Genomic DNA, 24,131 nt, shown 5'->3' on the forward strand with positions numbered 1-24,131 from the left:
CAACCTGTCAGACATCTTGGTTGCTGATACATCGCCATCGCGGGCAAGCGCGCTCCTACAATGTCTGTGCCGGCGCCGAGCTCTGCGCCACCACCTGCCCCGGCGCCGAACATTGAGTATGGCTCCCGGGCGCCAGATACGGATTGAGAATCGGCGCCATGCCTTTGAGCACCTGGACCGGGAGCGCCGAGGTGAAGCGGAAGCCCTCCGCCGCGCGGCCCGGCACGAAGGCGGTCAAGGTGCCGAAGTGGTTGTCGCCGATGTAAAACACGAAGGTCGCCGTGCGGTTGATGGCTCGGGAGGCGAGGATGCGTCCGCCGGCGCCGATGCTTTCGATCCGGTTATCCCCCGTCCCGGTCTTGCCGCCCATGGCCAGCACGCTGCCATCCTCCAGCTTGAAGCTGCCCGAGACCCGGCGCGCGGTACCGGCGTCCACCACCCGTGACAGGGCGTCGCGCATCGCTGTCGCCACTTCCGACGGCAGCACCCGTTTGCCCAGGTCAGGGTTGTTGGCCAACCGCGTTTCGTACGGCGTGTCGGCGGCAAAATGCAGGCTGTCAATGCGCAGAGTGGGCTGGCGAATGCCATCGTTTTGAATGATCCCGATCAGCTCCGCCAGCGCCGCCGGGCGATCCCCCGAACTGCCGATGGCGGTCGCCAGCGACGGCACCAGATGGTCAAACGGGTAACCCAGACGCTGCCAGCGCTGATGAATGTCCAGGAAGGCCTCGATCTCCAGCATCGTACGGATCCGGCTGTCCCGCGCGCTCTTGTGCCGGCTTTTGAACAGCCAGCTGTAGACTTCCTGGCGTTCGAATCGACTGGCGGCGACCGCCTCCTTGAACTGCGCGTCCGGGTGCTGCATCAGGTAGCCCACCAGCCACAGATCCAGCGGATGAACCCGCGCGATATAGCCCTGATCCGGCAAGTCGTAGGCGCCGGGGCCATAGCTCTGGTACATGTCGGCCAGCCGCTTGTCAGTCAGTGGCGGCAGCGCCTTGTCCTGGGCCATGTGGGCGCGGACGAACGTATTGAAGGCCGCCGGGCTGGCCTCGGGCAAGAGGTAGCGGTGGACGGCGGCGAGTCGGCTGGCGGCGGGATGAACGCCGTCCAGGAAGGTATCGAGCCGGTCCTGGGTGCTCTTGCCCTTGTAGCGTTTCCAGAATCGCAGCAGAAACACCGTGCCCTCGCGGTCGGCAAAGTTGGCCAGATACTCCTGGCGTCGCGGGTTGCTGTCGTCCTTCATCAGTTCGGCGCTGTTACTGGGCCCTTGATAGATGCTATAGCGCACCACGTCGCGCATCAGCCGAATGAACGGCAGGTTGATCGATTCCTGCAGCGCCTCGCGCAGGGTGGGCAGGCGCCCGTTGTCCTCGTTGCGGAAGTTATTGAAGTGATGCATGCCGCCGCCGGTGAAAAAGCGTTCGCCGGGGCTGGCCGAGTATTTGCGGTCCAGCGCCGCCGAGAGCATTTTCGACAGGTCGCGATCACTGTTCTGGATCAGGTAGTCGACGGCCCAGCGGGTCAGTCGGTCAGGATCCTCTACCGGCACTTTTTTCAGCTCGCTGTTTTTCAGGGTGCCGTAGCGATCATGCAGTTCGGCGATGATCTGCAGGTACGTGGTGAGTACGCGCATCTTGGCGGTCGAGCCCAGTTCCAGCTTGCTGCCCTCGTTGATGTCGAACGGCTGGTCGGTGCTGTCGGTCTGCACGCGCACCCTGGAACCGTCCGGGCCGCGCTCGAACAGCGTGAAGCTGTAACGCACTTGCTGAGTGCTGGCCGGCGTCAGCAAGTGCTCGCCCAGCAGGCCGATCTGGCTAGCGAATGCCGGCTTGGCCAGGTCACGCAGGTACTGGCCGACCTTGGCCTGCAGCTCGTTTTGCAGCGTGCTGGTGGCGGACAAATCCAGGCGGTCCAGGTCGTAGAGCGGACGGTTGAGCAGGTTGGACAGCCGGGTGCGCGCCACGCTGATGCCCTTGTTGGTCTCGATGGGCTGGACCGTCGGCTGCTGCACCCAATCGCGGTAGGTCACGGTGGCCGACAGCGCGGCATCGGCCAATGGGGGCGTGATCACCTTGTTCTGTGCGAGCAGGCGCAGATGGCTGTCAGTCAGATCCGCCAGCTCCTGACGACCTTTGGCCAGGAAGTGCGAAGGCCGCCGTTGCGCGATGACCAGCGACAACACTTCACGCAGCGCCAGACCTTGCTCGGCCAGGGTTTTCGCATCGGTGGCGGTGGTGGCCAGCAGTTGATTGGTGCGTTCGAAATCCGCGCCATACCAGACCCGCAACCCTTCGGCCATGCCGTGCACTTCGCCATGACCGGGCACGGCAGACAGCGGCACGCTGTTGAGATAGTCGCGCACCACGTGCTGCCGAACCTGGAGCGTGTCGGGGCCGGTTTGATAGGCCCGCATGCTGGCGGAAATCATCTGCCGCAGCTTTTCGCTGCCCGACTGGGTCAGCCCATCCGGGGAATGCCGATACTTTTCCAGTTGCGTCGCCAGGGTGCTGCCGCCCGCCGACTGACCCGGCAAACCCACCATCTTCGTCGCTTGGGAGAGTGCGGCCTTGATAAAGCGCGGCCAGTCCACGGCAGGGTTGGCCAGGGGCTCATTGGCCGCCAGCAAGTCGCGGTTTTCAATGAACAGCAGACTGTTCACCAGCACTGGTGGGATTGCGGCGAAGGTTGAGTAGAGCTGTTGTGGATAGGTGAACTGATACAGCGGCGCACCGCGACAGTCGGTGATGGTCAGCCCCGACTGAATCTTCTCTTGATACGGCACGAAAAAGCCGCGTTTGGTGTAGGCCAATAAGTCGGGAGAGAAGCGGGTTTGTTGCGTGATCAGGTAGTCCCGCTTGAGCAGGCGGGGCATGAACTCAGCCAGCGACGAGTAACCCAGGCGCTTGTCGAACGGGCCGTCGCCGGGATACAGGATGGCAGGGCTGGGGCCGGTGTCGAGGGAGTAACTCAGGTCCTTGGCAAAGCGGCTGAACTCCCGCGCCTGCCATTTGGAGCTGCGCGTTTCGGAGTACACCGCAAATCCCAGGGACACCAATACGATCAGCGCCAACAGCCAGAACACGCGCCACACCACATGTCGGGGGCGCGGGACTTTTGGCATCTGAACATCGCTCTGACTGTCAGCAGGAACCGCAGTCTTCTTCTCATCGGATTGCCACAAAGCGCCCATATCGATTGGCCCGGTTAAACCTGTTAATCGCACCTGTCTCAAGCGTAGCCGTTGCTTGAGCGAGGCAAGATTTTTGTAACGCGCCGGTCAGGTATTTCCGATGTGATGCAGCAGAGCGCCTGCCTGCCCGTCAGTCGCTATCTCGAGCCGAGTTCGGCATCTGTAGGAGCGAATTTATTCGTGAAGCTTTCGCACGGGCTGCGTAAGGATTTGGACGTGAGCTAATGCCTGCAGAGTGCGCATATGTTTTCTCGGCGCCGTGTTTTTTTCGTATAAGTTTGTAGGGGAATTCCTATTAACTAAAGACGATCAGCTGTTGTTACCGAATGGACGGGTTGTGCATTTTATAATGCGAGATAGTTGACTTTTCTGTCAGGCGTTGATTACGTCCATTTGTTGGTCGAGTGATAGGCTTATTGCCGTCTGAAATATAAAAGGAAATGACATCGTGGGAAAATATAAAAAATTTACACGTCAATCGATTGTGCCGTTTTTGCTGCTAGCTGTGACCTATGATTTATTTGCAGGCCAAACGCAAAGCGAGCCGTCTGCTCCACTTTTTCAAACCGAATCGGCGGCTGAGCAGAGTGCTCCGGTGACTTCCGCTAAAGCAATTGAGTCGCCCGATATGAATGGGTTATCGGATAAGTTGCATATAATCAGAGAGACTCTGAAAGGTAAGGGTGTCGCGCATTATTATAAGTTTAAAGCTGTTCGTGGGCAGAAGGTCATCCTGTCTACACCGATCAGATTGTCTAACGAAGAGGAGTGGAAAGTCGAGTTTAAAAAGGATGGGCTTTGGGAAGCTAAAACTAGTATTGAACCGATCATTTTTTCAGAGTTGTTGCCTGGTGACTTTGTTATTGTCCGAGTAACTCACATGTCTAATGTTGTAGAGCTAGATACGCCATATGTGATTGCATTAGGGTCCTATCCGATTATTAAAAATACAGATCTTAGAGGGACGGGAAATAATTCGATGGTGCCATTGGCTGACGGGTCAAGAATATTGGGAGCGCAGACCTATTCAGGTGTATTTTTTAGAGCCGAGTTTGCGGACTCTACAGGCGTTCCGCTTGAAGGAGGACGTGTGCTGTTGAGTATTTTTCTGACAGAAAAAGCTGTTCAGCCGAATTTAATAAAAGAAGCTTTTAGCGATGCCAATGGTGAGGCAAAAATCAGTTTTGAATTAGGTAAGTGCTATGGTGGTGAAAAAAACTCGAAGCGTAACGTGGCAGGGTCACCTCCGCTATTTTGGAACTCGCAGTACAATGTGGGAGGTTGGTATGCTCACGATGGGATAGTGGGTGATCAAAGCTCAAGGATTTATGCACAACATGTCTACGGTATTGCCCATGTATGCAGCCGGACCTTGGTAAGAGGTCAAGCTGATCGTTGGTGATTTTACGCAATGGAGCTGGTTCGACTACCAGCTCCATTGCAGTTGATGCTTTATATCTGTATATGAATAAGATTCGTCTCTGGTTGTTTGTCTTCAGAAGAAGGCGCTGCGGAATACTGAGCTAGATGTCCCGCTGCTTTGGTGTTAGCTTTGTTTTCAAAGAATATCGTGTTAACCATTGTTGTATTTTTGTAATAGTTTTCGAGCTGCAGGAGAGTGTTTTTATAACGGTTCCTAGCAGCGCCAAAATTCGACATAAACTGACCCGCTGACTGAGTAATTTGGTAAATCTCATGTGCGGTCAATGTGCCGTGTTTATCGATGACATTTATTTCGTTTTTATCGTTGAGCGCCAGCGCAAATTCTTTTTGTGAAAGGTCGGGATCAGAAGCACGCAAGTTTGCCAAGAATTCTACCGCTGCCGTTTCCATGGGTTCCAACGCATTCCTTGCTTCTAAGCTTAGGTGCCATGTCGTTAGAGATCGGCATGTCCAGCAACACTCAGCATCGCTGAGTGGCACCATGTCCGTCCCCCAAGGATCCTCCTCTCGGCTATAGACTGCCAACATCTGTTCCTCCGAGATGGTTTCCGGGTTGCAGGTTCGAGGCATCAGCCGTTGTACGGAATACATCGTTACGGGCTTGACTACAGTCTGACCTTCCGAGCTGACCCAATCTTCCCGCGAACCAGCCGGCTGCTTCTTCGCGCCATAGGCCATCAATCGAACATCGTTTTCGCTGATCTCCATCTTCCTTCCTCACTGGTTATCCCTTTCCTCGCATAACGGCCGCGAGCGAGAAACCTTTGCCTGATAAACCAGTAGGAAAATTCCGAAGCAAGGCCTCAGTGAGACCCCGTTCTCAAACCCGCGCCACCTGCGCGGGCGTGCCCAGCCGTTTGTTCAGCTCCAGGAAGTTCGACATCAGCAGCATCAACCCCAACCCCAGCAAGCCGGTGATAACCCTTATTTGCCAGGTGTCTCCCGCCAGGGCGTTGGCCATGTCGGCCAGTGGCGCAAGCAGCACGCCCAGGCAGAAGATTTCCAGCGAGTAGCGGCCCATGCGGCAGGTTTGCTGTGCGGGCCAGTTGTCGAGCCAGGCGTGGGAGGTCGGCAGCGCTTTGGCGACGACGTACATCAGGGAGATGAAGTGCAGCAGACGCGGCAGTGACAGATCGGTCTTGCTGATGGGGTAGATCAGTTCGCTCAACGCTGTGGGCACCAGGGCGTCGTGAACGGTGGAAAACTTCCACAAAAAGGTGATGATTCCGGTCACCAGCAAGTACACGGCGGCGATCAAAAAGAGTGGCTGAACGCCAAGCGGACGAAGAGGGTGGGCAACAGGCTGACGCTGCGAATACATGGCGCAGGCGCCGCCGAGGATGAAGATCAATTGCCATGCCACCGGGTTGAAATACCAGACACCGCCGCCTTCGTACGCCGACAGGTTCCAGCCCAGCAGCGGCACCATGGCGTACAGCGCCACCGACAAGCCGACGGCCACTTCGGCCTTGCGCAGCATGATCGGCAGGATCAATGGCAACGCCAGCATCAGCAAGATATAGAGCGGCAGCGGATCGGTGAGGTTGGGCTTGAAGCGCAGCAGCAGTTCGTCGGCCAAGGCCTGCTGAGGGTTGCCGACGAAATACTCAAGCCCCATTTCCTGGACCATGTCCCGGGTTTCGACGTGATTGTTGGCGACGAAGACGATGCCCATCAGCAGCGTCAGCAGGAAGATATGCACGACGTACAGCACCCAGGTCCGACGCAGGATGCGCACGCAGGCGACGACGAATCCGTCGCGGTGGGCGATTCGTCCGTAGGCCAGTACGGCGGCGTATCCGGCGAGGAAAACGAACACTTCGGCGGCATCACTGAAGCCGAAGTTGCGCAGGGTCAGTTGGGCAAAGGGGTTGTCCGGCACGTGATCCCAAAAAATGAAGATCAGCGCCAGGCCGCGAAAGAAGTCGATTCGATGATCGCGTCCATTCGTCATGACGGTGGGCTCTTGAAGTCAATGTGATAGTGACAGCCAGGGGCGGCCGTCGTTGCGCACCGCCTGCCAGAGCTGGCGGCGGCGCGAAGGGTGGCGGGTTTGCCCTGTGAACGCAAAGGGTGCGTATTACAGAATGTCTCGGGCTGTCGCCGCCGAAAACACTGACTGCGAGCTGTCGCAGCGCGGAGCCGTCGCCCATGACCAATCAACACGTCGGATTGAACTTCTCCTGTTTGTTACTGTATAACGTATTACATGATCACTTAAATCTGGAGACAGACATGAAACCCGATATCCATCCCGCCTACCGCCCGGTGCTGTTTCACGACACTGCCGCCGATGTGTTTTTCCTCATCGGCTCCACCGTCGACACCGATCGCACGCAACAGCACACCGATGGCAACACCTACCCTTACGTTGCCCTCGACGTGTCCAGCGCCTCGCACCCGATGTACACCGGTCAGCAGCGCAAGACCACGACCGAAGGCCGCATTGCAGGCTTTAACAAGCGTTTCGCAACCTTCGGCTCAGGTGGCAAGAAAGATTCATCTGCCGCTGAATGACCGCTCAACCACCCGCGCTCTGGAAGATTCCAAGGACTCTTTCAGGCCGCGGGTTTTTTGTGCCTGCAAAAAAGAGCGCAACATTCCGTCAAACACCTGATCGTAGGGCTGGACGAACGCCGCAAATTGCTTTTAGCTCTGCGGCCTGAAATCCAGGAGTTTGTGCTTTGAAAAAATCAGTCGCCATCGTCTTCGGCGGTCAGTCCTCCGAACACGAAGTGTCGCTGCAATCGGCACGCAATGTGATCAACGCGATTGATCGCAACAGCTATTCCATCACCCTGATCGGCGTCGACAAACAAGGCCGTTGGCTGCGTTTCGATGAGCGCGACTACCTGCAGAACCCCACCGATCCGTCGACCATCAAACTCAGCGAAGCCGGCCGTGTGCTGTCGCTCCTGCCGGGTAATGCGCAGGCGCAATTCGTTGAAACCGAGACCGGCCTGGAGCTGCCGCTTATTGACGTGGTGTTCCCGCTGATCCACGGCAACCTGGGCGAGGACGGCTCGCTGCAAGGGCTGTTGCGGCTGATGGACATCCCCTGTGTCGGGCCGGACGTGCTCAGCTCGGCAGCGTGCATGGACAAGGACGTGACCAAGCGTCTGCTGCGCGACGCTGGCATTGCGGTGGCGCCGTTTCTGGTGCTCGAACGCGGCCAGACGCTGGATTTCGCCATTGCTTCGGCGCAATTGGGCGTGCCGATGTTCGTCAAGCCGGCGTGCCAGGGCTCCTCGGTTGGGGTCAGCAAGGTCACTGACGAGGCCGGTTTTGTCGACGCGCTGAAACTGGCCTTCGACTACGACACCAAGGTGTTGATCGAGCAGGGCATGGTGGGGCGCGAAGTGGAATGCGCGGTGCTCGGCAACCGTGAGCCGCAGGTCAGTGTGTGCGGCGAAGTCATCGCCAACGACGAGTTTTACGCCTACGACACCAAGTACTTGAACGACGGTCAGGCTCGCATCGCGATTCCCGCCGACATGCCCCAGGACCTCAGCGACGGGGTCCGCGCCGTGGCGTTGCAGGCCTACCGTGTGCTGGGTTGCACGGGTCTGGCCCGGGTTGATTTCTTCGTCACGCAGGCGCAGGAAATCGTCATCAACGAGGTCAATACGCTGCCCGGTTTCACCTCCATCAGCATGTACCCCAAGCTGTGGCAGGCCAGCGGGCTGACGTACCCCGAGCTGATTGATCGCTTGATCGTGTTCGCCCTGGAACGTGCCGCTGAGAAGGGCGCGTTGAAGCATGAGGCGTTTGCCTGATACCGCTGCGTTTCACGAACTGTAGGAGCTGACGAGCCGCCGAAGGCTGCGATGCGATTTGTCTGACGCTTCGCAATCGCAGCCTTCGGCGGCTCGTCAGCTCCTACAAAAGCGTTCGTCCGGCGCTTTTAACGAACCGCACTCACCCCGTCCAGCGTCGAGAACGACGTGTCTTTCGCCGTCAGCAGAAAATCCCGCATGTACGGCGCGTCCAGCATGTCGGCCCGGATGCCGGCGTACAGCGTGGCAAACAGACCTTTCTCACCCAGCCGCTTGGCTTTTACGTAACCCCGTGAGCTGTATTCATGCAGCGCCCAGTGCGGCATCCCACACACGCCGCGACCGCTGGCGACAAGCTGCATCATCATCACTGTCAGTTCGGAGGTTCGTACCTGCGCCGGCTCTACATCGGCGGGCTCCAGAAAACGGGTGAAGATGTCCAGTCGATCACGCTCCACCGGGTAAGTGATCAGCGTTTCGGCGGTCAGGTCTTCCGGCACGATGTACGGCTTGTGCGCCAGCGCGTGCTGATTGGCCACCGCCAGCATCGCTTCGTAGGTGAACAAAGGCACATAGGTAATGCCCACCAGCTCCAGCGGGTCCGACGTCACCACCAGATCGAGATCGCCACGGGCCAGGGCGGGCAGGGGCGCGAAGGCAAAACCTGACGCCAGGTCCAGCTCGACTTCAGGCCACGCGTCACGAAACTGATCGATGGTCGGCATCAGCCACTGAAAGCAACTGTGGCACTCGATCGCCATGTGCAAGCGCCCGGCCACACCGCCCGCCAGCCGTGAGATGTCGCGTTCGGCCGCCCGCAGTTGCGGCAGCATCGAGTCGGCCAGCTGCAGCAAACGCAATCCGGCGCTGGTGAAGCGCACAGGTTTGGTCTTGCGCACGAACAGCGGCATGCCCATGCGTTCTTCCAGTTCCTTGAACTGGTGTGACAACGCCGACTGTGTCAGATGCAACCGATCAGCCGCGTCCACCAGGCTGTCGGCTTCGCGTAGGGCATGCAGGGTTTTCAGGTGGCGTATTTCCAGCACTGCTGTGCTCCATGAGTAAAATTTGTGTTCAACACGAATACAATGAGTTTGTCTCATGTTGTGTCCAGTGTCGACAATGGTGCCATCTTTTGCATGGAGGACCTGTCATGGCCCTGTCCCACACCCTTGGATTCCCGCGTATCGGCGCGGATCGTGAACTGAAAAAAGCACTGGAAGCGTACTGGAAGGGCGATCTGACCGAAGACGGCCTGCGCGCGGTGGGCCGCGATTTGCGTGCTGCGCATTGGCAATTGCAAAAAGACGCCGGGATCGACTTGCTGCCCGTCGGCGATTTCGCCTGGTACGACCAGGTCCTGACTCACTCACTGACCTTTGGCGTGATTCCCGAGCGCTTCGCCCAGACCAAAAACCCGCGGCGCCTGCCAACCCTCGACACCCTGTTCGCCATGGCCCGTGGGGCGACCGCTGGTTGCTGCGCCAGTGCCCACGACGCCGAAGGCACCCCGCAACATGCTCTGGAACTGACCAAGTGGTTCGATACCAACTACCACTACCTGGTCCCGGAATTCACCCACGACCAACGTTTCACCCTCAATTGGGAACAGCTGTTCGAAGAAGTCGATGAAGCCATCGCCCTGGGCCACCGCGTCAAGCCGGTGTTGATCGGCCCCCTCACGTATCTGTGGCTGGGCAAGGCCCAGGGTGACGGCTTCGACAAGCTCGATTTGCTGGACCGCCTGCTGCCGATCTACGGCGAAATCCTGGGGCGTCTGGCGGCGCAGGGCGTGGAGTGGGTGCAGATCGATGAGCCGATCCTGAGCCTGGACCTGCCGCAGGACTGGAAGAGCGCTTTCGAACGCGCCTATCACAGCCTGCAATACTCGCCGCTGAAAAAGCTCATTGCGACCTACTTCGGCGGGCTGGAAGACAACCTCGGGCTGGCGGTTTCGCTGCCGGTGGATGGCTTGCACGTGGACCTGGTCCGGGCACCGGAGCAGCTGGCGCTGGTGCTGGATCGGCTGCCGACCTACAAAGTCCTGTCACTGGGCGTGATCAACGGTCGCAATGTCTGGCGCTGCGATCTCGACCACGCGCTGGCGTTGTTGAAAGAAGCGCAACTGCGGTTCGCCGATAACCTGTGGGTGGCCAGTTCCTGCTCGCTGCTGCACAGCCCGGTGGATGTACGGCGTGAAGACCAGTTCGATGCCGAGCTCAAAAGCTGGCTCGCCTTTGCGGTGCAGAAGTGCGACGAAATCGCTGTGCTCAAGACTGCGTTGAACACGCCCCAGGCGCCGCCAGTTAAGGCGGCATTGGCCGAAAGCCGCGCCGTGCAGAGCAGTCGTCTGCAATCTGCCCGGATTCACAAACCCGAGGTTCAGGCCCGTCTGGCCGCCATCACTGCCGCCGACAGCCAGCGTCAGTCGCCGTTTGTCGAACGCATCAGGGTGCAAAGCGCCCGACTGAATCTTCCAGCGTTTCCGACCACCACCATTGGCTCATTCCCACAGACGGCGTCGATCCGCCTGGCACGCCAGGCCTGGAAGCAGGGCAAGCTGTCGGCCAACGACTACCACGACGCGATGCGCGCGGAAATCCGCCATGCCGTCGAAGCGCAGGAGCGTCTGGGCCTGGACGTGCTGGTGCACGGCGAGGCCGAGCGCAATGACATGGTCGAGTATTTCGCCGAGCAGCTGGACGGTTACGCGTTCAGCCGGTTTGGCTGGGTCCAGAGTTACGGTTCGCGCTGCGTGAAACCGGCGGTGATCGTCGGGGACCTGAGTCGCCCGGCGGCCATGACCGTGGACTGGATCCGTTACGCGCAAAGCCTGACCGACAAGGTCATGAAAGGCATGCTGACGGGACCGGTGACCATGCTGATGTGGTCCTTCCCGCGTGAAGACGTGTCGCGCCAGGTGCAGGCGCAGCAACTGGCGCTGGCGATCCGCGACGAGGTGGTGGACCTGGAACAGGTGGGGATCAAGATCGTACAGATCGACGAAGCCGCCTTCCGCGAGGGTTTGCCCCTGCGTCGGGCGCAATGGCAGGCGTATCTGGAGTGGTCAGTCGAAGCGTTCCGATTGTGCGCGTCCGGCGTGCGCGATGAAACCCAGATCCACACCCACATGTGCTACAGCGAATTCAACGACGTGATCCAGTCCATCGCCGCCATGGACGCCGACGTCATTACCATCGAGACGTCGCGCTCGAACATGGAGCTGCTCCAGGCCTTCAAGGCATTTGCGTACCCCAATGACATCGGCCCCGGCGTCTACGACATCCATTCGCCCCAGGTGCCTGACACCGCGCAGATTGTCGGGCTGATGACCCAGGCGGTGAAACACATCCCTGCCGAGCGCTTGTGGGTCAATCCCGATTGCGGCCTGAAGACCCGCGCCTGGCCGGAGACGGAAGCGGCGCTGGTGAACATGGTGGCGGCGGCGCGGCAGTTGCGAAGGGCGTTGGCGTAACAACATCAAAACGAAGGTCGCTCATACCGTTGAGCCCCCTTCATCAAACTGTCACGCAACTGTGGCAGCGCGCTTTTGAAAACATCATCAGACTCGCGGCCTACTGGGGTTCTGTGTTTCGGTGTTTTCATGCGGGTTCTACTTTTTTTGGCTGCCTTATTGTGCGGCCTGCCGTCTTTTGCGGCTTCTCGATGCGACGTCAACGTTCCCACGCAAGTGGCCGAACTGGGCGACGTGCACCTGGCGTACCAAAGCATCGGTCGAGCGTCCGACCCGGCGTTGCTGCTGGTGATGGGGCTGGGCGGGCAATTGATTCACTGGCCAGATGAGGTCGTGGCGGCGCTATGCGAGCAGGGCTTCCGGGTCATTCGCTACGACAACCGGGACGTCGGCCTGTCGACCTGGGTGCAGGCGCCGCCTTCCCCGAACCTGACCTACGAAGTGCTGCGCTACAAGATCGGCCTGCCGGTCTCGGCACCGTATTCGCTGACCGACATGGCCCAGGACGCGCTGGGCCTGATGGACGCGTTGCACGTTGAGCAGTTTCACGTGCTGGGCGCGAGCATGGGCGGCATGATCGCCCAGCACCTGGCGGACATGGCGCCGCAGCGGATCGAAACCCTGACACTGATCATGACCAGTTCCGGCGCACCGGGCCTGCCGATGCCGAGCCCGGCCTTACTGCAATTGCTGGCGCGGCGTGGAGCACCTGATCGTCAGACGGCGCTGGAGCAACAAGCCGATTTGCTGGCCGCGTTGGGCAGCCCGGACATCAAGGACGACCGGCAGGCACTGCTGCAGCAGGCGGCCGCGTCCTACGACCGGGCGTTCAATCCTGAAGGGGTGAAGCGGCAGATTCTGGCCATCCTGGCCGAACCGAGCCGGGTCGAACTGCTCAATCGCCTGCGCGTGCCCACGCTGGTGGTGCACGGTACGGCCGATCCTTTGTTGCCGGTGATGCACGGGATTCACGTCGCGGCGCATATCCAGGGCAGCCAGCTGAAGTTGATTCCCGGGTTGGCCCATCGTTTCCAGGAGGCCTTCAAAGCGCCGTTGCTGGGGGCGGTGTTGCCGTATTTGCGGGAACATCGTGAGGAAGCCTCTCACGTGGCTCAGCTCTGAGCGCGATCCAGAGGTAGGAGCGCGCTTGCCCGCGATTCGGTGTGTCAGAAATGAAGGTGTTGGCTGTCCCACTGCAATCGCGGGCAAGCGCGCTCCTACACGGGGGTTGCGTGCGAGTCCGGTCGGCGTATCGTGCGAAGTTTCCCCCAACGAGTGAGACTTTTCATGAGCACTCCGCTGAAAATCGATTTCATTTCCGACGTTTCCTGCCCGTGGTGTGTCATCGGCTTGCGTGCCCTGGATCAGGCGCTGGAGTACATCGGCGACGACGTTTCTGCGCAGATCCACTTCCAGCCGTTCGAACTCAACCCGAACATGCCCCCCGAAGGTCAGGATCTCAACGAACACATCGCTGAGAAGTACGGCTCGACCCCGCAACAGCTCAAAGCCAATCAGGAAAACATCCGTGAGCGCGGCGCTGAGCTGGGGTTTGTGTTCAAGCCGGGCGAGCGGCGGATCTACAACACGTTCGATGCCCATCGGCTGTTGCACTGGGCTGAGCTGGAGGGCAAACAGCACGAATTGAAAAGCGCGCTGTTCACCGCGTATTTCAGCCAGCATGCCGACCCATCCAGCCCTCGCGTGCTGGCCGACACCGCGCAGAAAGTCGGGCTGGATCGAGTGCGCGCCGAGGCGATTCTGAGCTCTGACGAGTACGCCGCAGACGTTCGCGAGTTGGAACAGCTGTGGGTGTCGCGCGGGGTCAGTTCGGTGCCGACCATCGTCTTCAACGACCAATACGCCGTGTCGGGCGGCCAGCCGGTGGACGTTTTTGTAGGTGCCATTCGTCAGGTGATCGATGAGCAGAGCAAGTTGGTTTAACCGCTGATTCTTGCTCCATCCGCTACAGCTTCTTCGCGGACAGGTCCGTTCCCACGGGATGAAGGATGCTCATGTGGGAGCAAACCGGTCTGCGGAGGCGCCAGGACTGACGCCACTAAAATCTGATCTGTAACAAAAAATGCTTGCTCAGGAACCCCTGTTTCCGCTATCAATTTGTACATGATTAGACATGTTCGATTTGACAAGAAAAAACGCGTGGTCGACGAGCTCGCCCGACGCATCGAATCCGGAGAGATGGAGTCCGGCGACCTGCTGCCCGGCGAGCATTTGCTGGCGCAGGAATTCGATGTCAGCCGCGGCACGCTGCGTGAAGCGCTGTCCGAACTCAAGCGGCGCAATTACATCGCCACCCAATCGGGTGTCGGTTCGATCGTCACCTACGACGGCATTTCCCTGGATCAACGCAGCGGCTGGGCCCAGGCCCTGGCTGACACCGGTGCGCGGATCGACACCGAGATCCTGCGGCTGGTGGAAGTCGAGCGTCCGGACCTGGAAAGCCGCTTCGGCACGCGTCACTTCATCGCTCTGGACCGCCGTCGCAGCGCGGCCGACGGCAGCGTCGTGTCGCTGGAACGCGCGCTGGTCCCGGCCAGCGATGGGCTGGAGAATCTCCCGAAAACCGGGCTGATCGACAATTCGCTGACCATCACCCTCGCGGCCCATGGCTTTGTCGGGAATCGCGGCGATCAATGGATCGGTGCCGAGCCGCTGACGTCCGACGATGCCATCTGGGTGATGCGCGAGCCCGGCACTGTCTTCCTCAAAGCCTTGCGCACCACTTACGACCGGCGTGAACGTTTCATGGAACACGTGGAAAGCCTGCTCGATCCCGTGCATTTTCGTCTGCACCTCGCTTTTGGAAGCGCCTTATGACCGGCCTCATCAATACCCGCGACCGCGCCCTCGGTGCTTTTTACGGCCTGGCGCTCGGCGACGCCCTGGGCATGCCCACCCAGTCGTTGAGCCGCGAGCAGATCAAGCAGCGCTTTGATCGCATCACCACGCTGACGGCGGCTGACGCCGATCAGCCGATTGCGCCGAACATGCCGGCCGGTTCCATCACTGACGACACCGAACAAGCGGTGCTGGTCGGCCAATTGCTGGTGACCGGGGGAGGGCGGATCGTGCCGTCGGACCTCGCACACAGCCTGATTGAGTGGGAAGCCGCCATGCAGGCCAAAGGCTCGCAGGACTTGCTGGGCCCGTCGACCAAGCGCGCGATCGAAATGATTCTGGCAGGCCACAGCCCTGAGGAAGCCGGACGCTTCGGCACCACCAACGGCGCGGCGATGCGCATCACACCCGTCGGCATTGCTGCTGACGTGAACGATGAAGCGCAGTTCGTGCAGGCCGTCGTGCAGGCGTGCCAGGTGACGCACAACACCACGCTGGGGATCTCCAGCGCGGCGGCGGTGGCAGCAGTGATTTCAGCCGGGATCAACGGCCGGACGCTGAGTCACGCGTTGCAGGTCGGCGTGAGCATTGCGCAGCAGGCCGAGCAATTCGGGCATTGGGTTGCCGGTGGACGTATCGCCGCGCGCATTCAGTGGGCCGAAACCCTGTGCGCCGGTTGCGACAACCATCAACTGCCGACCCTGATCTACGACGTCATTGGCACATCGGTAGCGTCCCAGGAATCGGTGGTGGCGGCGTTCGCCCTGGCGCATCAGGTCGCGGCCGGTCGGCTGCAGGCATTTGATGCGGTATGCATGGCCGCCAGTCTGGGCGGCGACACCGACACCATCGCGGCGATCCTCGGCGCGATGCTCGGTGCCTGCCACGGCCTGAACGCCTGGCCTGCGGACATGATCGAGCAGATCAAAACCGTCAACGACCTGGAATTGGCGCCGCTGGTCGAGCAATTGCTGTCCCTGCGCTCGGCCTGACAGCCCCGCGCAGCAACAGAGCACATATTAATAAGATCGACAGTTGCGACCGGTACATCGGCCGCGACGCGAGGCTTTTCACACGCTGAAAAGCCCGCATGACAGGGATGTCGTTTGGATTGCGCACTGCCCACAACCAGAATAAACGGCAACAGGAGCATCCCCATGACGTCATCCAACGCCACTCAAGGCGCAGGACAACTTGAAACACGCGGCATCGAGCCGGTCCCGGAAAACGAGTGCAACGGCCATCCGCTGCAACTGTTCTGGGTCTGGTTCGCGGCCAACATCAGCATCCTCGGACTGCCACTGGGCGCGACCCTTATCGCGTTTCGCGGTCTGTCCATCTGGCAGGCGATCATCGTCGCCATTCTCGGCGCGGCGGGTTCGTTCGCGGTGGTGGGGGTGATTTCCATTGCTGGCCGACGCGGTCGTGCGCCGAGCCTGACACTGTCCCGTGCCATTTTCGGCGTGCGCGGCAACATCGGTCCTACCATCGTCTCGTTGATGTCTCGCCTGGGCTGGGAAACCGTCAACACCACCACAGCCGCCTTCGTGCTGCTGTCGCTGTGCGCGATCCTGTTCGGCACCCCGGTGGAGGCCAAGAGCGCGCCGGGGCTGACCCTGGTGTTCATTGCGATCTTCGTGCTGATGACGTTGTCGGTGTCGGGTCTGGGCCACGCCACGCTGCTGGTAATCCAGAAATGGGCGACCTACATCTTCGGTGCGTTGAACATCGTGGTCGGCGGTTTCCTCATTGCCCACATTGACTGGACCGCCGTGTTCAACGCCACGCCAGCCCCGCTCAGCGCCATGATCATCGGCGTCGGCACCATGGCGGCGGGCACCGGCATCGGCTGGGCCAACGCCGGTGCGGACATGTCGCGCTATCAGCATCGCAGCGTAAAAGCGGCCGGGCTGGTGGCGTCGGCGGCGTTTGGCGCGGGCATTCCGCTGGTGCTGTTGATCACCCTTGGCGGGCTGCTGTCGGTGGGCAACGACCATCTGGCCTCGGCCACGGACCCGATCATCGCGATTCGCGAACTGCTGCCAACCTGGATGGCGGTGCCGTACCTGATCACAGCCTTCGGCGGCCTGCTGCTGTCGAACAATCTGTCGGTGTACTCGGCCGGTCTGACCACCCTGACCCTGGGGCTGAAGATCAAGCGCGTGCATGCGGTGATTGTGGATATCGTGGCGATCTTCGCTGGCTCCATCTACTTCATGCTGATCGCGGACAGTTTCTACGGCCCGTTCATCACCTTCATTTCCATGCTGGCGGTGCCGATCACCGCATGGGTCGGGATCTTCATCGTTGACCTGATTCATCGTCATTACTACTCGGCCAACGACCTGATGGACACCACCGCAACGAGTGCCTACTGGTATCGCGGCGGCGTGGAATGGCGTGCCGTCGGTGCCTGGGCGTTGGCGATCATCCTCGGCTTTAGCTTCACCACCGTGGCCACCACCCCGGAGAACGTTCTGTTCAAGGGTTTCCTCTCCGACTCCTGGTTCGGCCACAACGGCCTGGGCTGGATCGTGACCTTCGTAGTCGCCGGTGGCCTGTACGCACTGCTGGGCGGGGCTCGCGACCGCCGCCTTGCCTCACACGAGTCTGCTCATGCCCGCTAGATTGCTTTATACCGGCCAGGTCGTGGTTGACCTGGTCATGGCCCTGGACGCGCTGCCCCGTTCGGGCGGTGACGTGCTGGCCCGTTCCGCGACGTTCGAAACCGGCGGGGGCTTCAATGTGATGGCCGCTGCCTGTAGGAATGGTCTGCACACGGTGTATCTGGGACGTCACGGCACCGGGCGTTTCGGCGACCTGGCGCGTCAGTCCATGGCGGCTGAAGGCATCGAAATCGCGGCGTCCGCCTCCGGTGATCAGGACACCGGCTTGTCGGTGGCGCTGATCGAGCCGTCCGCAGAGCGCTCGTTTATTTCCTACGTCGGGGCCGAAGGCGGGCTGTCGTTGCAGGACTTGAACAGCGTGGCAGTGCAGCCCGAGGACTACGTGTTCGTCAGCGGTTACAGCCTGTTGCACGCGGCGAAAGTGCCGAGCCTGTTGACCTGGTTGTCCGGTCTGCCTGTGGGGACCGGCGTGGTGTTTGATCCGGGCCCGCTGGTGAATTCGCCAGCCGGTCCGGAGATGGCGGCGGTGTTGCCGCTCATCACGCTATGGACCAGCAACTGCGAAGAGGCGCTGCGTTTCACTCAATGTGAAGGGATGGCCGAGGCGCTGGACCGGCTGAGTGAGTTGCTCAGCGACAGCGCGTTGATCGTGGTGCGGGACGGGCCGCAGGGCTGCTGGATCCGCCAGGGACGCCAGACACAGTGTGTGCGTGGTTTTCCCGTGACGGCCATTGACACCAATGGCGCGGGCGATGCCCATGCCGGTGTGCTGCTGGCGAACCTGGCTGCTGGATGTTCAGCCGAACAGGCGGCTTTGCGCGCCAACGCGGCCGCCGCCATCGCCGTGACCCGCTGGGGCCCGGCGACCGCGCCGACGGCAGTGGAAGTGGATGACTTGATCAACGCCAATGCAGACCTGTAGGTACAGGGCTTTTGGTTCTGCCCGGAGGGCGTAGGAGCTCTCGGAGGTTACGACGGCAGCGATGGGCTGGGCACCAGCCCCACATCAGGCACCTCGGTACCCCTGATGAACTGGTTTCACAGGTTTTGCTGCCGGTTCCCGGCAGATCGCAGGCAAGCCAGCTCCCACGGCCTCCGGCCAGAAGCAATCGGCGATCAGTGCATCACCCCAACCCATACTTTTTAACCTTGTCGAACAACGTGGTCTTGGCCATGCCCAGTTCCTGGCTGGCCTGGGTCAGGTTGCCGCCGCTGCGGTGCAACGCTTCACTGAGCAGGTTTTTCTCGAACGCCTCCACGGCTTCGAAAAACCCAAGGTCATGGCTGTCTACGGCGGTGCCGCTTTTCTTGAACGCCGGCAGGCCTAGCGCATAGCGCTCGGCCACGTTGCGCAGTTCCCGCACGTTGCCCGGCCAGTCATGGCCCATCAATGCGGCCATGGTCTGCGGGTCCAGTGGCGGCGTCTCGCGATCAAAACGCAACGCCGACAACTGCAGGAAATGCTCGAACAGCTGCAGGATGTCTTCGCGTCGCTCTCGCAACGGCGGCAATTCCAGGGTTACCACGTTCAGCCGGTAATACAGGTCGCTGCGGAACTGGCTGACCTTGCTCAGCTCGGCCAGGTCCGATTTGGTCGCGGCGATGACCCGGCAATCCACCGCCACGCTCTGGTTCGAGCCGAGCCGTTCCAGGGTGCGTTCCTGCAACACCCGCAGCAGTTTGATCTGCAGATTGATCGGCATGCTTTCTACTTCATCGAGAAACAGCGTGCCGTTGTGCGCGTGTTCGATCTTGCCGATCCGGCGCTTGCCCGCGCCCGTGAACGCATTGGCTTCGTGACCGAAGATCTCGCTTTCAAACAGGTTTTCCGGCAACCCGCCGCAGTTCAGGGCGACGAACTGTTTTGAGTGCCGACGGCTGAAATCATGCAGGCAACGGGCGACCAGTTCCTTGCCGGTGCCGGTTTCGCCTTCGATCAGCACGTTGGCCGAGGTGTCGGCGACGTTGGCGATCAGCGCCCGCAGTGCCTGCATGGCGGGGGAGCGGCCAATGATCCTGCCTTCCAGCGAGTCGCGTTCGGCCAGTTGCTTGCGCAGCGACCAGACCTCCCGGGCCAGCCCGCGTTGCTCCAGCGCCCGGCGTACCACGTCCACCAGCCGTTCCGGGGAGAAGGGCTTTTCCATGAAATCGTAGGCGCCATCGCGCATGGCATTGACCGCCATCGACACGTCGCCGTGCCCGGTGATCAGCACCACCGGGAGACTGCGGTCGCGGGCCTTCAGCCGGGTCAGCAGTTCCAGGCCATCAATGCCCGGCAGACGAATGTCACTCACGACGATGCCTGCGAAGTTGTCCCCAACCCGTTGCAATGCTTCTTCGGCGCTGCCCACGCCCTCGCTGTGGATATCTTCCAGCGCCAGTGCCTGCTGGCAGCCGAGCAGTACGTGGGGGTCGTCTTCGACGATGAGGACGGTGAGGTCAGTGGTCATTGGAGGTTCCAATTGGTAAGGCTCGTTGTAGGAGCGCGCTTGCCCGCGATTGCGGTGGGTCAGCGATATCGATGTCGTCTGTCACACCGCAATCGCGGGCAAGCGCGCTCCTACAAGGGGTTTGTATCCGGCGGTTTTTCACGCACTCACCCCCACCAACGGCACGCTCAACACAAACACCGTCCCGCCTTCAGAAGGATGTTCGGCGTTCAGACTGCCGCCTGCCGCTGCAGCAAGGCTGGCGGACAAGGTCAGGCCCAGGCCGAGGCCTTGCTCCCCCGGTTTGGTGGTGTAAAACGGCTCGAACAGGTGCTTGCGCGCTTCGGCGTCGATGCCGTGACCGTTGTCCCGCACCCGCAAGCGATAACGTCCTTCCACTGCCTCACCTTCCAGCCACAGCTCGGGCAGCGGCTGGGCCTGCATGGCGTCCAGCGCGTTACCGATGAGGTTGACCAATATCTGCTCCAGCCGCGTCTGATCGATCATCAGCGCGACGTCGTTGAAATTCTGGTGCACCTGCAGCGCGCTTTTCTCCAGGCGAGCGGCGAGCAGTTGCAGGGCGGCGTCGACCGCTTTACCCAGCGACGACTGGCCCTTGTCTTCGCCGCGCCGGGCAAAGGCGCGCAGGCTGGCGGTGATCCGGCCCATGCGGTCCACCAGATCATTGATCGTGCGCAGATTGGCGCTGGCGGTGTCCAGCGCGCCACGTTCGATGAAGCGGACCGTGTTGCCGGACAAGGTGCGCAACGCCGCCAAGGGCTGGTTGAGTTCATGCGCAATGCTGGTCGACATCTGGCCAATAGCAGCCAGCTTGCCGGCCTGCACCAGCTCGTCCTGGGCCTGACGCAACGTGTCTTCCGCGTGTCGCCGTTCGCGAATCTGACCCTTGAGCCGCTCGTTGCTGGCGCGCAGGTCGGCGGTGCGTTCGGTAATCCGACGCTCCAGCTCGTTGTTGGCCTGTTCCAGTGCTTCGCGAGCGGCCAGGCGTGTGGAAATGACCTTGCGCCGCTCGTTCCAGGCGATCAGCAAAAACGCCACCAGCGCGCAGGCCACCGCCACCAGCATGCCTTGATTGGCCGCCTCGCGGCGCAGGTCTTGCAGTGGCGTCAACAACGTCAGGTGCCACGGCGTGTCGGCCAGGTCCCGGGTCTGGGCCAGATAACTGACCACGGTGTGCTCGTGATCGACGCTGCTGTTGGCCGGGAACGTCAGCTTCTCCACTCCCTCGGAAATCGATTGGCGTTCCAGCGGCACCAACTCGTTGAGCGGCCACCAGTAGTACTGCAGGCTGCGGGCCAGTCGCTCTTTGATTTCAGGGGTGAGGGGGCGTACCGATTTCAGGCGTCGGGCCGGGTCGCTGGACAGAATGATGATGCCGTTTTCGTCGCTGACGTACGCTTCCAGCCGCGCCCGTTGCCAGCGTTCTTCCAGCGCCTCAAGGCGGACTTTGATCACCGCCACGCCGATGATCTTGCCTTTCTCCTCCAGCCCGTGGGCCAGGTAGTAGCCCGGCTCGCCGGTGGTGCTGCCGATCCCGTAAAAACGACCCGGCAGGCCACGAATGGCGTCTTGATAATAGGCGCGGAAGGACAGGTCTTCGCCCAGATAACTGTCGGCATCGCGCCAGTTGCTGGTGGCCAGCACCCGGCCCGTGGTGTCGAGCACATAGATCGCGCGGCTGCGGCTGCGGCGATTGAGCCCTTCGAGGTAATCGTTGACCTTGCCGCGCAGCTCGGGCGACGGCTCGTTGAGCAGGTCCGAGACGTTGGATTCAAGCTCCAGCACGCTGGGCAGATAGTTGTATTTGTTGATCTCGCTTTCGACGGTGCGCGCATGTAGCTCGAGCTGACGCTCGCCGTTTTCACTCAACGCCTTGATGCCATTGGTTTCGCTGAACAGATAGCTGACGTAACCCAGGCCGATCATCAGCAGGACGATCAGCGGCGGCAGCGACATGTGGCGTATCAGGCGGGGTTTCACGGCAAGTGAGGGCGGCGGATCGCGATAGAGAGGGGGAGCGCATTTCATCACAGTCATCCTGGACCGGCCAGCCGTGCGTTCCCGGGTAGCGGAAACGAACGGCCGACTGATTGTGTGCCCTTGTGAGGCGTTTTAGTGCTGCAGGATTTTGGCGAGGAAATGCTGGGCGCGTTCGGAGCGAGCGCTGACATCACCGAAGAAGTCCTCCTTGGCGCAATCTTCGACGATCTGGCCCTGATCCATGAAGATCACCCGATTAGCCACTTTGCGCGCAAACCCCATTTCGTGGGTCACGCACATCATGGTCATGCCTTCCTGGGCCAGTTGCACCATGACGTCCAGTACCTCGTTGACCATTTCCGGGTCCAGCGCCGAGGTTGGTTCGTCGAACAGCATCACTACCGGGTCCATCGCCAGGGCGCGGGCAATCGCCACGCGCTGCTGCTGACCGCCCGAGAGCTGGCCCGGGTGTTTGTGCGCGTGGGCCGACAAGCCGACACGTTCGAGCAGCGCCAGGCCTTTTTTCGTGGCTTCTTCCTTGCTGCGGCCCAGCACCTTGATCTGCGCGATGGTCAGGTTTTCGACGATGGTCAAGTGCGGGAACAGCTCGAAATGCTGGAACACCATGCCCACCCGCGAGCGCAGTTTCGGCAGGTTGGTCTTCGGGTCGGCGATGGAGGTGCCATCGACCACTACGTCACCTTTCTGGAACGGCTCCAGTGCGTTGACGCATTTGATCAGGGTCGATTTGCCCGAGCCCGAGGGGCCGCAGACCACCACCACTTCGCCCTTGGCGACCTCGGTGCTGCAATCGGTCAGTACCTGAAAGTCCCCGTACCATTTATTGACGTTTTTGATGGAAATCATACGGCAAACCTTTTCTGCAGAAGCTTCACCAGGCGCGAGGCCGCAAAGCTGATGATGAAGTAGACCAGACCAGCGAAGATCAGGAATTCATTGGAGCGGCCGATGATGTCGCCGCTGGAGCGAGAGGCGTTGAGGAAGTCCACCAGGCCCACGGTGTAGACCAGCGAGGTGTCCTGAAACAGGATGATGCTCTGCTGCAGGAGCAGCGGCGTCATCTTGCGGAACGCCTGGGGCAGGATGATCAGGCGCATCATCTGGCCATACGTCATGCCCAGCGCTTGTGCCGCGCCCATCTGGCCGCGGGAGATCGATTGCACACCGGCGCGCACGATTTCGCAGAAGTACGCCGCTTCAAACATCATGAAGGCGACGACGCAGGAGGTGAACGCACCGATCGGCGTGTCTTCGCCGGTGATCCAGCGCAATACGAACGGCACCGCCAGGTAGAACCAGGTGATGACCAACAGCAGCGGGATCGAACGGAAGTAGTTCACGTACGCGCCGGCGACATTGGCCATCAACTTGCTCGACGACAGCCGCATCAATGCCAGCAGCGTACCGAGGATGATGCCGCCCACGACGCCCATGACCATCAGTTGCAGGGTCATGACCATGCCGTTCCACAGGCCGGGGATGGCCGGGACAATTCCGGAGAAGTCCATTATTTACCCCCCACGGAGATCAGGCCGGGCACCGCGACTTTCTTCTCGATCACGCGCATCAGCAGCATCAGGCTCATGTTCAGGGTGAAGTAGATCAACGTCGCCAGGGTGAAGGCTTCGAACAGGTTGGCCGAGAATTCGGCGGTCTGTTTGGTCTGTGCCAGCAACTCCATCAGGCCGATCAGCGAGGCCACCGACGAGTTCTTGAACACGTTGAGGAATTCGGAAGTGAGCGGTGGAATGATGATCCGGTACGCCTGGGGCAACAGCACGTTCCAGTAGATTTGCGGCAGTTTGAAACCCATCGCCCGGGCGGCGGATTCCTGCCCGCGGGGCAACGCCTGGATGCCGGTGCGCACCTGTTCGCAAACGCGCGCGGCGGTGAACAGGCCCAGGCACACGACAACGCTCAGAAACGCCGAGGTGGTTGGATTCAGGTCTTGCTTGTACCACTCCTGCAGGTGTTCCGGCAGCAGGTCCGGCACCAGGAAGTACCAGATGAACAGCTGCACCAGCAGTGGCACATTACGGAAGATTTCCACGTAAACCGTGGCGATGGTCGATACCAGACGGTTTGGCACCGTGCGCATGACTCCGAGCACTGAGCCCAGGAGTAAGGCGATGATCCAGGCGGCGACGGCAATCGCGATGGTCCAGCCCAGCCCGGTGATGTACCAGTCCAGATAGGTCTCGCTGCCAACGCCCGTGGACTTGAAGAACACGCTCCAGTCCCAGTTGTAATTCATCAGGGTCTCCCCTCTGATCGATCGTTATGCACGCTTTTTTTTATCAACCGATC

Annotated in this window: 19 protein-coding genes; 10 read left to right on the forward strand and 9 right to left on the reverse strand. The window is 60.6% G+C overall.

The window, feature by feature from the left end; all coding sequences use genetic code 11:
* Positions 1-55: 55 nt before the first annotated feature.
* Positions 56-3,124 carry a transglycosylase domain-containing protein gene (locus ABQX22_RS22780; RefSeq protein ID WP_349802133.1) on the reverse strand — a complete coding sequence of 1,023 codons (3,069 nt, stop codon included), beginning with the start codon at positions 3,122-3,124 and terminating at the stop codon, positions 56-58.
* A 517-nt stretch (positions 3,125-3,641) separates the two neighbouring features.
* On the opposite strand from ABQX22_RS22780, the gene ABQX22_RS22785 reads away from it, so the two are divergent.
* Positions 3,642-4,595 (forward strand): hypothetical protein, encoded by a 954-nt coding sequence (locus ABQX22_RS22785; protein ID WP_349802134.1) that lies wholly within the window; start codon positions 3,642-3,644, stop codon positions 4,593-4,595.
* Positions 4,596-4,645: 50 nt separating this feature from the next.
* Here the strand turns inward: ABQX22_RS22785 and ABQX22_RS22790 are convergent, their stop codons facing one another.
* Positions 4,646-5,344 carry a hypothetical protein gene (locus ABQX22_RS22790; protein ID WP_349802135.1) on the reverse strand — a complete coding sequence of 233 codons (699 nt, stop codon included), beginning with the start codon at positions 5,342-5,344 and terminating at the stop codon, positions 4,646-4,648.
* A gap of 112 nt (positions 5,345-5,456) precedes the next feature.
* The gene (locus ABQX22_RS22795) at positions 5,457-6,590 is read right to left on the reverse strand and encodes an OpgC domain-containing protein (RefSeq protein ID WP_349802136.1); all 1,134 of its coding nucleotides are present in this window, start codon (positions 6,588-6,590) and stop codon (positions 5,457-5,459) included.
* A 281-nt stretch (positions 6,591-6,871) separates the two neighbouring features.
* Here ABQX22_RS22795 and ABQX22_RS22800 point away from each other — a divergent pair, with 281 nt between their 5' ends.
* Both ABQX22_RS22800 and ddlA read left to right on the forward strand, forming a co-directional pair.
* Entirely contained in the window at positions 6,872-7,153 is a 282-nt protein-coding gene (locus ABQX22_RS22800) for a type B 50S ribosomal protein L31 (protein WP_349802137.1), read from the forward strand.
* Between the two features lie 167 nt (positions 7,154-7,320).
* A complete protein-coding gene (ddlA, locus tag ABQX22_RS22805) occupies positions 7,321-8,412 on the forward strand; it encodes a D-alanine--D-alanine ligase (RefSeq protein ID WP_349802138.1) in 1,092 nt (363 codons plus the stop codon).
* 128 nt (positions 8,413-8,540) lie between these two features.
* Here the strand turns inward: ddlA and metR are convergent, their stop codons facing one another.
* On the reverse strand, positions 8,541-9,458 hold the full coding sequence (gene metR / locus ABQX22_RS22810; protein WP_349802139.1) for a transcriptional regulator MetR: 918 nt from the start codon (positions 9,456-9,458) through the stop codon (positions 8,541-8,543).
* Between the two features lie 107 nt (positions 9,459-9,565).
* On the opposite strand from metR, the gene metE reads away from it, so the two are divergent.
* The 7 genes from metE (at position 9,566) to ABQX22_RS22845 (ending at position 18,295) form a co-directional block, all read left to right on the forward strand.
* Positions 9,566-11,887, forward strand: coding sequence for a 5-methyltetrahydropteroyltriglutamate--homocysteine S-methyltransferase (gene metE / locus ABQX22_RS22815; RefSeq protein WP_349802140.1), 2,322 nt, complete (start codon positions 9,566-9,568; stop codon positions 11,885-11,887).
* A 147-nt stretch (positions 11,888-12,034) separates the two neighbouring features.
* Positions 12,035-13,009 carry an alpha/beta fold hydrolase gene (locus ABQX22_RS22820; protein WP_349802141.1) on the forward strand — a complete coding sequence of 325 codons (975 nt, stop codon included), beginning with the start codon at positions 12,035-12,037 and terminating at the stop codon, positions 13,007-13,009.
* A gap of 165 nt (positions 13,010-13,174) precedes the next feature.
* Positions 13,175-13,831: a DsbA family oxidoreductase gene (locus ABQX22_RS22825; RefSeq protein ID WP_349802142.1), complete on the forward strand. Its 657-nt coding sequence runs from the start codon at positions 13,175-13,177 to the stop codon at positions 13,829-13,831.
* Positions 13,832-14,047: 216 nt separating this feature from the next.
* Positions 14,048-14,725: a GntR family transcriptional regulator gene (locus tag ABQX22_RS22830; RefSeq protein ID WP_349802143.1), complete on the forward strand. Its 678-nt coding sequence runs from the start codon at positions 14,048-14,050 to the stop codon at positions 14,723-14,725.
* Positions 14,722-15,738, forward strand: a complete 1,017-nt coding sequence (locus tag ABQX22_RS22835; protein WP_349802144.1) for an ADP-ribosylglycohydrolase family protein — start codon at positions 14,722-14,724, stop codon at positions 15,736-15,738. The genes ABQX22_RS22830 and ABQX22_RS22835 overlap by 4 nt, the downstream gene beginning before the upstream one ends.
* Before the next feature lie 165 nt (positions 15,739-15,903).
* Positions 15,904-17,373 (forward strand): purine-cytosine permease family protein, encoded by a 1,470-nt coding sequence (locus ABQX22_RS22840; protein WP_349802145.1) that lies wholly within the window; start codon positions 15,904-15,906, stop codon positions 17,371-17,373.
* Complete coding sequence (locus ABQX22_RS22845; protein ID WP_349802146.1) at positions 17,363-18,295, forward strand: PfkB family carbohydrate kinase; 933 nt, start codon at positions 17,363-17,365, stop codon at positions 18,293-18,295. The genes ABQX22_RS22840 and ABQX22_RS22845 overlap by 11 nt, the downstream gene beginning before the upstream one ends.
* A gap of 202 nt (positions 18,296-18,497) precedes the next feature.
* Here the strand turns inward: ABQX22_RS22845 and ABQX22_RS22850 are convergent, their stop codons facing one another.
* From ABQX22_RS22850 to ABQX22_RS22870, 5 genes are all read right to left on the reverse strand, one after another.
* The gene (locus ABQX22_RS22850) at positions 18,498-19,823 is read right to left on the reverse strand and encodes a sigma-54-dependent transcriptional regulator (RefSeq protein WP_349802147.1); all 1,326 of its coding nucleotides are present in this window, start codon (positions 19,821-19,823) and stop codon (positions 18,498-18,500) included.
* Between the two features lie 138 nt (positions 19,824-19,961).
* On the reverse strand, positions 19,962-21,779 hold the full coding sequence (locus tag ABQX22_RS22855; RefSeq protein WP_349802148.1) for a sensor histidine kinase: 1,818 nt from the start codon (positions 21,777-21,779) through the stop codon (positions 19,962-19,964).
* A 156-nt stretch (positions 21,780-21,935) separates the two neighbouring features.
* A complete protein-coding gene (locus tag ABQX22_RS22860; RefSeq protein ID WP_349802149.1) occupies positions 21,936-22,670 on the reverse strand; it encodes an amino acid ABC transporter ATP-binding protein in 735 nt (244 codons plus the stop codon).
* Positions 22,667-23,332: an amino acid ABC transporter permease gene (locus tag ABQX22_RS22865; RefSeq protein ID WP_349802150.1), complete on the reverse strand. Its 666-nt coding sequence runs from the start codon at positions 23,330-23,332 to the stop codon at positions 22,667-22,669. Before ABQX22_RS22865 ends, ABQX22_RS22860 begins: the two co-directional genes overlap by 4 nt.
* A complete protein-coding gene (locus tag ABQX22_RS22870; protein WP_349802151.1) occupies positions 23,332-24,078 on the reverse strand; it encodes an amino acid ABC transporter permease in 747 nt (248 codons plus the stop codon). The genes ABQX22_RS22865 and ABQX22_RS22870 overlap by 1 nt, the downstream gene beginning before the upstream one ends.
* Positions 24,079-24,131 lie beyond the last annotated feature (53 nt).

It is taken from the genome of Xanthomonas sp. WHRI 1810A (genome assembly GCF_040202885.1).
GTDB lineage: Bacteria > Pseudomonadota > Gammaproteobacteria > Pseudomonadales > Pseudomonadaceae > Aquipseudomonas.